The sequence below is a fragment of the Methylicorpusculum oleiharenae genome, assembly GCF_009828925.2.
GTDB classification, from domain to species: Bacteria; Pseudomonadota; Gammaproteobacteria; order Methylococcales; family Methylomonadaceae; genus Methylicorpusculum; species Methylicorpusculum oleiharenae.
This window is the reverse complement of record NZ_WUTY02000001.1, coordinates 956,057-968,745: the sequence shown is the minus strand read 5'-3', so window position 1 is coordinate 968,745 and position 12,689 is coordinate 956,057. Positions and strand designations below refer to the sequence as shown.

Sequence of the window (12,689 nt, the reverse complement as noted above, 5' to 3'; positions counted from 1 at the left end):
TTAGAATAGGTGTCCGGCATTTTATTCGCTTAGACCGATCCAGCCAATCATACAAAACTCTATCTATGCATTTCCGTTTTTTTCTCTATTTATTTTTTTTTGCTGCTGCCAAGACTGTATTGGCTGATGATGCAATTTGGGATTGTGAAAAAACCAGTGAAAGCGAGGAATGGGAATGTGTAACCGAAAAGCCCGCTTCTACTCAAGTCGTCACGCCTCCTCCTGTGCAGGCAAATCCGGTTCCTCCGGTTTCTGAACAACGCCCCATCGATAAGGTTCCTGAACCGCCTGTAGATAACGTCATAGATTCAGCCGAAGCCCCCGAAATAAAGACTTTACCGTCTGAATCGTTCAGTGAGGAGGCAGAAGGCGTCGCTTCAACTGAAATTGAACAGCCAGATCAGGAACTGGCTGATGAAAAGCCTTCTGAGTTGCTGAGTGAACCCGTTGCCGAAGAAAAAGCCAAGCCGGAAAAGCCTCCGGTCATGGTGAATTACACTGGCGCCAAGCCAAAAGCAACGCCGCCGACCGTTTCAGCAAACGATCAAAAAGGGTGGAATTGTGATGTCAAAGGCGACAATGATAACTGGAATTGCAAGCTGAGTGGAACAGACCCCAGAGGGAAGGCGAGCGTGATGGAGGACAGTGACACCGGGTTCACTCTGTTAACGCCGACATTTGATCATGACCAAGAGCAGACTTTCGATATTCTTCAGTCAAGGCTCAGTTATGATCCTTGGGCGACTTGCACCACGTCATTGGGAATGCCGCCTGATTTTAAATCCAGTAAGGATTTAAGAGAACAGACGCCAATGGAAGTGAATGCCGATTATTCCGAAATTTTTGATAATGAAGTGACCGGTTTTTTTGGCAATGTTGATTTGGCCCGAGCTGATCAACGTTTGACTGCCGATATGGTTCACTATGATACGGTCTCCCAGACAATGGATGCTCAGGGGCATTCTTTTTACAGCGAAGATGAATTGTCACTGTACAGTGACACGATGATGTTGAAACTGGGATCAGATGAAGCCAGGTTAAGAAACGCCCTGTTTATTTCGCCATCTACCCCCATCCGGGGTTCTGCAAAAGCGGTTTACCGGGACAGTAAATATTTTTCCAGATTCACTGATGTGGCGTTCACCAGTTGTGCACCCGGAAATCAGGACTGGTTAATGCATGCTTCCAATTTAAAGCTGAATAAAGAATCGGGTGAAGGTTCGGCTAAAAACGCCTGGCTGGAATTTAAGGGGGTGCCTTTCTTTTACACGCCTTACATTTCATTCCCTATCGACAATCGCCGGAAGTCCGGTCTTTTGTCGCCCAACTTTAGTTACAATGACAGAAACGGAGTTGATGTTTCCGCTCCTTATTATTTCAATTTGGCGCCGGATTATGACGCGACATTCCGTCCTCGTTATATTTCCAAACGGGGGATGATGATAGGGGGTGATGCCAGGTATTTATCCCGCATGAGCCTGAGCGAATTAAGCTTGGATGTATTAACGACTGATGCGTTGCGCGATGATGAGACGCGATTTCAAGGTTCATTCAGAAACAACGTAACCTTTATGCCTAATTTGGTTTCTACCATTGATGCCAATTATGTATCGGATGATGATTACATAGACGACATGGGTAATACGTTTAGTTTTAACAACAGGCGTTTTTTGAGGAGTCACGGAGACGTTCGCTACAATTTACCGGGGGTGTCGTTTTTTTCTCAGCTTGAAAGTTATCAAACCATTGATAAAACGATTCTGCCGGAACAGGAACCGTACCGCCGATTGCCGCAAACCAGGCTGGACCTGGGGCACTCTTTTGATTTTATGCCCCTGGATGTGGCGATGGGATCGGAGTTTGTGTATTTTCAGCATGATGAGATCGTTGAAGGAGCCCGGTTTAATGTGAAACCTTCAGTGAGTCTGCCTTTGGCAACGCCAGGCACTTTTCTGACGCCCAAGTTTTCCTTGCAACATACTCAGTATTCACTGAACAACCAGGCTGTAGGGGTGTCTGACAGTATTTCCCGTACTTTGCCGATTGTATCGGTAGACAGCGGCGTGATTATGGAGCGTGATCTTAACCTGGGTCAGTCGGCTTATACGCATACCATCGAACCTCGCCTGTTTTATTTATATATACCCAATACCGATCAGAATGATATTCCTATTTTTGACAGCGCTGAATACGACTTTAACTTCAGTAGTATGTTCAGGGAAAATCGTTTCAGTGGCGAAGACAGAGTGCAGGATGCGAATCAGATCACTACGGCATTGACTTCACGGTTGATTGATGCGGGTACAGGCAGGGAACAGCTAAAATTGAGTGTCGGCGAAATATTTTATTTTCAAGATCGCCGTGTTGATATCCCCACAAGTGAAATTCTCAGAAATCAATCCATCGCGGGCTATCAGGTGCAAGCGCCTCAACCGTTGGACACCAGCTTATCAAATCTGGTCACCGAGTTTGATGCTCAGTTGACTGATCATTTCAAGCTGATAACGGCTTTGCAATGGGATCATTATCAAAATGATGTCACCCGAACTGAAGTGGCTTTGAGGTACAACAACAGAGCTGATCAGATCATTAATCTTGGTTATCGTTACCGGCAGGATCTGTTGGAACAAACCGATGTTTCTATCCGTTGGCCGATTGTAGACAACTGGTATGTTGTGGGCAGGTGGCAATACTCAATGTTGTTCAACTCAACGGTTGAAAGTTTTGCCGGATTTGAAAAAGAAAGCTGTTGCTGGCGTTTTCGTATCATCGGCCGCCGTTATATCAACGCGATTAATGATCTGTCAGTCGCCGAGCAGGCTTATACCGGTGAAAGTCAAACGGGTGTGTTTGTTCAGCTTGAATTGAAGGGACTGTCATCTTTTGGAACCAGTCTGGATACGTTTTTTGAGAAAAATATCTATGGGTATCGTAAGCCCCAATAAGAGGATGTATTACATTTTTATGAAATTAGCGTTAGTGATTTTCCTGTTCTTGCGTTGTTTTTTTATTGCCCCTGTGGGAGCGCAAGTACTGGATAGAATAGTCGCGATTGTTGAGGAAGATGTCATTCTGGAAAGGGAGTTACAAAATGAGGTCGCCATAATTTCGCAGCGGATTAAAGAGAGCAAAACGATGATGCCGCCTGATTACATTCTCCGTAAACAGGTACTGGATAAACTCATCATGGACAAATTGCAGCGGCAATTGGCTGAGCGGTCCGGCATTAACATCAATGAGGAAACATTGGCCAATGCTGCCAACGATATTGCCCGAAGAAATAATATGACCACGGCGCAATTTCGTAACGAGCTGGAAAAGCAGTCTATCTCCTATCAGAGTTTTCTGGATAACCTGCGTAATGAAATTATTATCAATCAGCTGCGTGGCCGCGAGATCGGCGAACGGGTCAAAGTAACCGACAGGGAAGTCGAGCATTATCAGGATACCGAAGGTAAATTAGGCGGTGATGCAGTTCAGTACCGGTTGGGACATATTCTGGTGTCTTTGCCGGAGGGCGCATCGGCATCGGCTATCCAGAAAGCAAACAGTAAAGTGCAAGGGATAGTTAAACAGTTAAGGGAAGGCCAGGATTTCGGACAGGTCGCCATGGAGCAATCGGAAGGTGGTGATGCTTTGAAAGGTGGCGATTTGGGCTGGCGCCCGATCAGCCAGATACCTACTTTGTTTGTTGATGAAGTGGTTAAAATGAAACAAGGCGATATCTCTGATCCTATAAGAAGTCCAAGTGGCGTCCATGTGATCAAGTTATTGGAGACCAAAGGCGGAGGGAGTGGCCAGCACATGATCACGAAAACCCAGGTCAGGCATATTTTGATTAAAACCAATGAATTGGTTAATGATGAAGAGGCTAAGAAAAGACTGATAAACCTGAAGGGACGGATTTCAGACGGCGATAGTTTTGAAAGTCTGGCGAGAGCCCACTCGGATGATAAAGGCTCGGCATTGAATGGAGGAAGTCTAGATTGGGTAGCACCGGGTGCATTAGTAGCTGAATTTGAAGAGACCATGAATAAATTGGCAATTAATGAAATCAGTGAGCCGATACAAACGCAATTTGGCTGGCATTTGATCCAGGTATTGGACAGAAAACAACAGGATAACAGTTCCGAATTTGAAAAAGAGCAGGTCAGGGAGACGATACGCAAACGTAAAATTGAAGAAGAAACAGAGCTTTGGTTGCGCAGGCTCAGAGATGAGGGCTACGTTGAAATTTTTCACGACAGGTTATAAGCAATTTGCTGTCTTGGCGTCGATTGACAATAGTTTCCATAACGGATGACCAATATGAAAATGGATGACCAGTTAGTCCTGAAACTAAAAAATATTCTAGAAACACAGTCATTGTCGGCACATAGAGCTGCCATCGGTGACCTTGTGAAGGAACTGCAAATCGATGCACTGGAATGCGCTGCAGCCTTGCTGTATTGGGTCAATTCCATTGAACCCCCTGTATCTGAGAAAGACATCAGCCTTGTTGATGATGAAGCGGTCAATGTTCCAAGTATAAACCCACCGGCCAGAATGGTCCGCTATCGGCTGGATGTCGGACGTAAGCAGGGTTTATCAAAAGAATCGTTAACTGATCTATTAGTAGAAGAATCCGGCGTTGAACGAAAAATGATTGGCAACCCGGATATTCGATTGGCTTTTACTTTGGTTGAATTGCCGGAGGGCATGCCTGAAGATATTTTCCAGCATTTAAAATGTGTAGAGTTCAATCAACACCGGCTGAATATCAAACGCACCGGCAGCAGTTCTAGAAAAAAAAGACATCATAATTTTAAGCGATCAAAACAGAGTTCAGGTCAATCTCAGAAAAGTCCCGTCGAATGAGGCGGATAGCAAAAGTTCCCGGTTCTGAATGGTCAAGCCTGCTGCGTTTTTTAAGCGTTCGCAGTCGTTAATTTTTTCCGGCTCTGGTTTTCTTGATTTGCACTGACAGTTTTCCAGAAAATGTCCTAACCTTTATTACCAGATAGCAAGAGACGCTTTTGATTGAGGCGATATGCTGAACACATTAATTTTTTTAACTTTTTATGCCCATTATTCAATACATAGACACAGCACCCAAATTAAGCGAACTCTGCAGGCAAATCAGTAAAGAATCCTGGTTGGCTCTGGATACCGAGTTTCTCAGAGAAAAAACGTATTATCCAAAGTTTTGCCTGCTTCAGATTGCAACGCCCGATTGGGTTGCCTGCATAGATCCTTTGGCTTTGGATAGTCTGAATGAATTGTTCGACGCCATCTACAACCCGGACATCATTAAAGTCTTTCATTCCTGCAGGCAGGATCTGGAAATCTTTTACCAAATCACCGGTAAGGTTCCTTCACCGGTTTTTGATACCCAAATCGCAGCACCATTGCTGGGGTTTCAGGAAAATCCGGGCTATGCCATGCTGGTATCCAGTTTATTGAATGTAAACCTCAGCAAAGCCCATACGCGCACGGATTGGACGGTGCGCCCTTTGAGCGAGGCTCAGTTGGAGTATGCAGCAGATGATGTGATTTATCTGTGTCAAATTTATAAGCTCATGCTGGAAAAGCTGGAAAAATTGAACCGTCTGGATTGGCTGAAACTCGATTTTGAGCTCTTACAAAACACAGAGTTATATGATGTATCCCCCAAAAATGCCTGGCTTAAAGTACGCGGCAAAAATAAATTGACCGGCAAACAGTTATCCATTGTGCAAGCCTTATGCGAATGGCGGGAGAAAACCGCACAGAACGAAGACAGGCCAAGAAACTGGTTGTTGCGGGACGATATGCTGTTTGAATTGGCTAAGCTTCAACCTTCAGGTGTAGACGAGTTGATTGCCGTGCGGGGCTTTAATGAACGCATCGCGATGAAGCACGGCAAAACCATTTGCCGGTTGATTGACGAGGCAAAACAAAGGCCGCCGGTTCCACTCAATGAGAAAGGACGGTCAGCAAAAAAGTCTCAGCATCAAGAAGCGATTCTTGACATTTTAACCGCCCTGGTCCGCATTCGAGCTGATGAAAACGATTTAAATCCAGCGATTCTTGCCAGCCGGAAAGATCTGGAACTGTTGCTGTTTGATGACCCGGATTCCTTGCTCAGGCAGGGCTGGCGTTACAGCATGGTCGGACAGGAGTTGGAAGGCCTTTTAAAAGGCGAGCAACTTTTAGGCATAGAAGCGGAAAAAGTGTACAGCGTAAATAAACCGGAGTAATTCAATCTGAATTGGATTGGCAAGTTGTCCTAGAGCGTGACATTCAGTAACTGGGGGCAGAGTTAAGTGAATCTAAGTTTACTTTGCCCCCAGTTATTTATTAATCGTCGCGGCCGCTCGTCCATTAACAGCAATTATTTTCTCCCTTGCCCTACCAAAAATCCGATTAAGCCGGATGCAATTGCGCTGATAATGCCGGCGGCCCATTTTTTGTCTTCCACCGTTCCTACCGCGAAGAGATAAACACAGCCGCCAAAAACAACACCCACGACGAGAAGTGCAAAACAAAATAGCGAATAGGTCATCTTTCGTTTCAGTTCGGCCTCTGCCATTTCCCTTGCACGTCTGGCAGTTGCATCCTCGGGTGTTTCGTTGCTGACTGACAACTCGTACTTATGATCGTTACCGACAATTTGTCCCAGGTTGATCTGGGAGTCGCTGCGTTTTTCGTCGCTTATCCCGTTCACTAGATGCCTACGATCTCGGTCAATAATTGTTTGTTTTGATCAAGGATACCTAATCTTTTTTTCTCCGATTTAGCTTCAGCGACCACGTCATACAAGGCAATGGCTTTACGTAGAATCTCGGTTTTAGTGGTGTGCCCCGAAGAAGCCAGTTGTTCCAGACGTTCGTTTAGCTCAGGTGACACACTCAAGCTGAGGCGAATTGTTTCTTTATCGTTTGCCATACAGTTCTCCAATTGCGTTAAAAAGGCGCTATTTATATGCAAATAATACGCTTATTTTTCACATAAACAAGTTGCGAAATTGCAGACCGGTAGGTCGGGCACATGCTTTTCGTGCCCGACATTTCAATATTTCAATGTGGCAACGATTTGTGGTTTTGATGCTGCCATTTTATCATTGAGCACCGCAATGTCGGGCAACGATAAAACTGTTGCCCGACCTACACTTGGGAGTGTTGATATGCAATATCGCCGCGCCAAAACGGCGTTCCACATCACAAAAAATGCGCCATCCATTCACTGTCGACGCCATTGTGCTGTTGCCCTAACATCTCCACGGCATTTGGACTTTGCCACCGAGTTGTGTTTTGACTTGATTTCTTTTTGTTAGACGACCGATTTATGTCCCCTACTCGTCTTTAAAAACCAGTTCCTGTTCGTTCCTTTTTGGCAGGTTGCAGCTTACGATTTTCTCGTAACATTGTCGGCCCGATTGTCAGGTACACGGCATTTCAACATTCGGCAAGTTCTGATTGTAATAATCGGGGTCAGAGTAACATTAAGTTAAGTTAAGTTAATATTACCCTGACCCCCAGTTATTAATCGGTGTGATATTTCAAGCTAATATCTGCTAATTCACACCGGGAAATAGTTCAAAAATTATAGCGCGCCGAAAACTGCAGCCTTTGTAAATCCCCTTCCCGTCCGTCTAACAACTCGCGATTGGCGTAAATATACTCTAAGCCCATCACCGCCTGACTAACCGGGCTCCATAATAAATTGGCGTGTAACGACTGCACTTCCTGATTTAGAACCTGATTGACCCAATCCGGCTGTTCAGCTTGGGCATACCCGTAGACCACCGTCGAGCGCCATTGTTTGTTCCACCAATGCTGGTAAGCCAACATACCGCCGTAGCTGGTGGTCAGGTATAAATTGCCTTCATTATCCAGAGAGGCATCGCTGAACGTATTGTCCGTGCCGACATATCTGCCGTGCCCGTTGCCGTAATGCGCCATGAAACGAATGTTATCGAGATTAAAAACGTTGATTTTACCCGCCAAGCTGACAGCTCCGCCCCAGGCATCCTGTTTCAGGCCTAATTTGCTATTGGTGTAACGTATCTGTCTGCCTAGCGCCGCTATCGACAACGTGCCCCATTCCGGTGAGAAATTCAACCGCGTCACCAGATCAGGATAGCGGTCGGCATCAGGGTTGCTGAAAAAGGAATAGGCATTAGGATCGATGTCGTTCGCAGACTTCGAATTAGAATCCCAGATTCGAGATCTGGGCGCCTCGATTGCGGTTTGCCATTCCATCGCCGTGCCGGCCAAAGAGAAGGGCTGAGTCCACCGTACCAAGGGTTGTCTAAACAGGAACAGAGAACCAGCCGAACCGCCGTTATCGAGAATATCCGGTATTGCCTCCGCATTCAAAAATGTTGGCCAGGTCTGGCCCGCCAAAAAATGCCCAATTGAACCGTAGGCATGTCGCAAACGCGGGGTGTAATTATAAGTGCCGGCATTACCGAAAAAGTCCATTTCGATATAGGTGTTGATATCACCCCAGGCGCTAGGTGTAAACGACTTGAACCACAAGCGGCTCTCTTTGGCATGGAACGTCAGCTGGCTGTGTTCGCCAGACGCACCGCCAACCGGTATTTGCGACAACAGCAATTTTTGATCGCCCAACTTATCAGCTCCGGCACTGATGCTGTTTAAAAGCAAATCGGTTTTGACATAGCCGCCTATACCAACTGATGTATCCGTTCCGGGTATTTTAAATGTTCCTTTGACATCGCCCAGGGTCACCAGGGGTTTATCATCCTGTTTAGCTGGACTTGAAGCTACCGCTACTGGCGACTGGGTTAGTTTCATGTCCGGCTTTTCGGCGCGGTATTCCCCAAGCTTTTTTTCAAGTTCACCGATTCGCGAATTGGACCGGTCCAGTTGCTGTTTAAGTTCTCCCACCTCAGCCTTTAATTCCTTGAGTAAGCTCAATACCTCATTGTCTGCACTGGCCGCGTTACCCGATAAACATAAGAATAATATCAGCGAGAGAAGATAAAAGAGGTTCATAGATTAATTATCCATTTCTCTAAAAAGCGCATGGCAGGAAATACAGGTTGTATTAATTTGGTGCAACCTCACATTAATATCTTCCAGGCGATTGCGGCTGGCAAGATCATAAAGTTGCCCGGTTTGATCATGCAGTTTATTTGCCAACGCTAAAAACGTGGTTTGTTCGCTGGGTGTTAAGGTCAAACCGGGCATTTTGGAAATGATGGTATCGACGGTTTGAGACAGTTTCTGCGCACTGTCAGCGATGCGTTGCGCATATTTACGCCGCTCGCTATCAAGTTGAGTTTCGGTCATAAAGCGCTCATGCATCAACGTGTCCATTCGGTCCATCATGAGGCGCAATTGGCTATCATGAATCGAATGCAGTGCAGGCTGACCTGTTGTGCTTTCTCCTCCCAGATTTGACTGTTCGTCGTGCTGATGAGCGCAAGCGGACAAAACCAGGATGAATGTAATTGGCAGTATTTTCTTCATGTGTTTCTCCCGAATTGATTACAGCGAAGGGGTGCGGATTGCGGTGATGTGCCTCGATAACTAGTTCGCGGCTAAAGAGGGAGGCAATGCTGTTTGATTCGTATTTTGAACGTAATGCCCCTCAACTGTTAACACCAGAAAGTAAAAAGTCTAAAGGGTTAGTAACAGGTAATAGTATCTGCTCACCCCCTCCCATTTTATTGGGTGCGGGTGGTTGATTTAAAAGGCTTCTGCAACAAGGTTGTTGCAGAGAGCCACAGGGACGTATTGACACGTCCTTTGAATCAAGCACCTGCCCTCTCAATTCGAAAGCGGATGAGACGTTACTGGTATCGCTTATTCGTAATCGGATAGCGGAGGACAACTGCAAATCAGATGGCGGTCGCCGTAAACATTATCAACACGGCCAACCGGGGGCCAGTATTTATCATCATGCTGATGGTTATCAGGAAAAAATGCCTGTTGCCTTGAATAGGGCAATTGCCATTCAGCCAGCAATAACCGGTGAGTATGGGGCGCATTATGAAGCAGGTTATTGTGGAGATCGGCGCTACCGTTTTCAATTTCGGCAATTTCCAGGCGTATCGAGATTAAAGCGTCGCAAAATCGATCTATCTCAATTTTGGATTCACTCTCCGTGGGTTCAATCATTAACGTGTCAGCAACCGGGAAGGCAACTGTGGGTGCATGAAAACCATAGTCAATCAGCCTTTTAGCGATATCATCGACTGAAACGCCGGCGGTTTTTTTAAATTCACTGCAATCAATGATGCATTCATGAGCCACCCAGCCGTTTTTACCGGTGTACAAAATGGGAAAATGAGGCGCCAGGCGCTTTGCAATATAGTTTGCATTTAAAATGGCCGCCAGCGTGGCTTTTCTAAGACCGACCGCCCCCATCATTGCTATATAAGCCCATGAAATGGCCAATATACTGGCTGAACCCCATGGCGCTGCCGAAACAGTGCCGACGGTGCCCTGTTCTGTTGCGAAGCGATTGACGCCTTTGACGACCGGATGATCGGGTAGATAAGGCGCCAGATGAGCGCCAACCCCAATAGGTCCGGCGCCAGGTCCGCCTCCGCCGTGAGGAATGCTGAAGGTTTTGTGAAGATTCAGATGCGCCACATCGGCACCCAGTTTGCCGGGACGGCTGATGCCGACTAGAGCATTAAAGTTGGCCCCGTCCATATAAACCTGACCGCCATTTTCATGGACTAGGGTGCATATTTCACAGAATGCCTCCTCGAACACGCCATGTGTAGAAGGGTAAGTAATCATGATTGCGGCGAGGGTGTCTTTGTATAAGGCCGCTTTATCGCGTAAATCATCCAGACTGACATTGCCTTGATCATCACAGGCCAGAACGACGACTTTAAGACCGGCCAAACTTGCGCTGGCCGGATTGGTGCCGTGCGCGGATGCCGGAATCAGACAGATATCACGTTGCCCCTGGCCCATCACTTCATGATATTTGCGTATGACCAGCAGGCCGGTATATTCGCCTTGTGACCCGGCGTTGGGTTGAAATGAAAAGGCATCGAAACCGGTCAGGTCACACAGCATATCCTCCAGTTCATCGAACAACTGCCGGTAGCCTTCAGCCTGATGTAAAGGTACAAAAGGATGCAGGCCGTTGATGCTGGAGTAGGAAATCGTTTGCATGGCGGTTGCTGCATTGAGCTTCATCGTACACGAGCCTAGCGGTATCATGGCTCTATCCAACGCAATATCGCGTCTCGCCAGTCGCCGCATGTAACGCATCATTTCGGTTTCCGAATGATATTTGGCAAAGACAGGATGTTGCAGAATCGGATCGGAGCGCAGCAGCTCGTTGGGAATGCACTCACCGGTGAGTTCGTCCAGAAGGTTGATATCGGGCATTGGCGCATTGTCCGCTGCAAAAATACGCCAAAGTTTGCGAATTATTTCCCGATTGCTGGTTTCATCCAGCGACATGCCCAGATGGTCTTCGTCGATGAATCGTAAGTTTATTCCTGCGTATTCTGCTTTGGCCAGATAGCTTGCGGCACATCCTGGAGTAGAGACAACGACGGTGTCGAAATAGCTGTGTGTTTGAAGCTGAAAACCCAGTTGTTCAAGACCGGCTGCAAGAATTTGTGTGTAGCGGTGAACGCGGCCCGCAATCATTCGCAGCCCTTCAGGGCCATGATAGACAGCATAAAAGCCTGCAATAACCGCTAATAAGACTTGCGCCGTGCAAATGTTGCTGGTCGCCTTGTCACGGCGGATGTGTTGTTCGCGGGTCTGTAAAGCCAGGCGAAACGCGGTCTGATCCTGGTTATCTTTGGACACACCGATAATTCGGCCCGGAACTGAACGTTTGTAAGCCTCTTTGGTGGCAAAGAAAGCGGCATGAGGACCGCCATAACCCATAGGCACACCAAAACGCTGCGTGTTACCTACGACAATGTCTGCGCCAAAAGCTGCCGGTGGTTTTAACAGGACAAGGCTTAACAAATCGGTTGCTACCGTAACTAAAGCCGATTGTTTACGAGCTTCTGCGACAATGCTCGTCAGGTCTTTGATTGCTCCCGAGCAGTCTGGATTCTGAACCAGAATACCGAAGAGGTTTTGATGTTCATTCAGTTTTTCAACCGGACCTGTAATAATTTCATATCCCAGCGAGCAGGCACGGGTTTTTATTACAGCGATGGTTTGGGGAAAGCAGTCTTGATCGACAAAGAAAGTATTTGCGGTAGTTTCTGAGAGTCTTTTGGACATGCTCATAGCTTCAGCTGCTGCCGTAGCTTCGTCCAGCAACGATGAATTGGCCAATTCCATGCCGGTGAGATCAATGATCATCTGCTGGAAGTTGATCAGCGCTTCCAGCCGCCCCTGGCTTACCTCAGCCTGATAAGGCGTATAGGCGGTATACCAGCCCGGGTTTTCAAGCACATTCCGTTTGATGACTGCGGGCATATCGGTGTTGTAATAGCCCATGCCAATTAGCGAAGTTAACACCTTGTTGTTCTGCCGCATTTTCGCCAAATGCTTGAATACGGCGCTTTCGCTGATGATTTCCGTCAGTTTTAACGGTTCCTGATTGACTATATTGCTGGGAAAAGCTTGCTCGACAATATCCTCAAGACACGTCAATCCCAGTGTTTCCAATAGCTCCTTCAGTTGCGTTTCGTTAGAGCCAATATGCCGGTTTATATAATTGCCGCGCATTTCAAGGTCTTGTAGTTGTGGTCTTGAGCCCTGCAT

9 protein-coding genes are annotated in these 12,689 nt (G+C 46.8%); 4 read left to right on the top strand and 5 right to left on the bottom strand.

The features are described from left to right. The first annotated feature begins 65 nt into the window (after positions 1-65). The 4 genes from lptD to rnd all read left to right on the top strand — a co-directional run bounded on the left by lptD (position 66) and on the right by rnd (position 6,218). Complete coding sequence (lptD, locus tag GO003_RS04545) at positions 66-2,945, top strand: LPS-assembly protein LptD (RefSeq protein ID WP_159657794.1); 2,880 nt, start codon at positions 66-68, stop codon at positions 2,943-2,945. Between the two features lie 19 nt (positions 2,946-2,964). After that, positions 2,965-4,254 (top strand): peptidylprolyl isomerase, encoded by a 1,290-nt coding sequence (locus GO003_RS04540; protein ID WP_159657796.1) that lies wholly within the window; start codon positions 2,965-2,967, stop codon positions 4,252-4,254. A 54-nt stretch (positions 4,255-4,308) separates the two neighbouring features. Then, the gene (locus GO003_RS04535; RefSeq protein WP_159657798.1) at positions 4,309-4,857 is read left to right on the top strand and encodes a DbpA RNA binding domain-containing protein; all 549 of its coding nucleotides are present in this window, start codon (positions 4,309-4,311) and stop codon (positions 4,855-4,857) included. Positions 4,858-5,060: 203 nt separating this feature from the next. Further along, entirely contained in the window at positions 5,061-6,218 is a 1,158-nt protein-coding gene (gene rnd, locus GO003_RS04530) for a ribonuclease D (protein ID WP_159657800.1), read from the top strand. 134 nt (positions 6,219-6,352) lie between these two features. On the opposite strand, the gene GO003_RS04525 is transcribed toward rnd, so the two are convergent. The 5 genes from GO003_RS04525 to gcvP all read right to left on the bottom strand — a co-directional run bounded on the left by GO003_RS04525 (position 6,353) and on the right by gcvP (position 12,689). Further along, on the bottom strand, positions 6,353-6,685 hold the full coding sequence (locus tag GO003_RS04525; RefSeq protein WP_159657802.1) for a hypothetical protein: 333 nt from the start codon (positions 6,683-6,685) through the stop codon (positions 6,353-6,355). Then, the gene (locus GO003_RS04520; protein ID WP_041356728.1) at positions 6,685-6,906 is read right to left on the bottom strand and encodes a ribbon-helix-helix protein, CopG family; all 222 of its coding nucleotides are present in this window, start codon (positions 6,904-6,906) and stop codon (positions 6,685-6,687) included. Before GO003_RS04520 ends, GO003_RS04525 begins: the two co-directional genes overlap by 1 nt. A 650-nt stretch (positions 6,907-7,556) precedes the next feature. Further along, entirely contained in the window at positions 7,557-8,981 is a 1,425-nt protein-coding gene (locus GO003_RS04515) for a DcaP family trimeric outer membrane transporter (protein WP_159657804.1), read from the bottom strand. A gap of 3 nt (positions 8,982-8,984) precedes the next feature. Further along, on the bottom strand, positions 8,985-9,458 hold the full coding sequence (locus GO003_RS04510; protein WP_159657806.1) for a cytochrome c: 474 nt from the start codon (positions 9,456-9,458) through the stop codon (positions 8,985-8,987). A 336-nt stretch (positions 9,459-9,794) separates the two neighbouring features. After that, positions 9,795-12,689, bottom strand: coding sequence for an aminomethyl-transferring glycine dehydrogenase (gene gcvP / locus GO003_RS04505; RefSeq protein ID WP_159657808.1), 2,895 nt, complete (start codon positions 12,687-12,689; stop codon positions 9,795-9,797).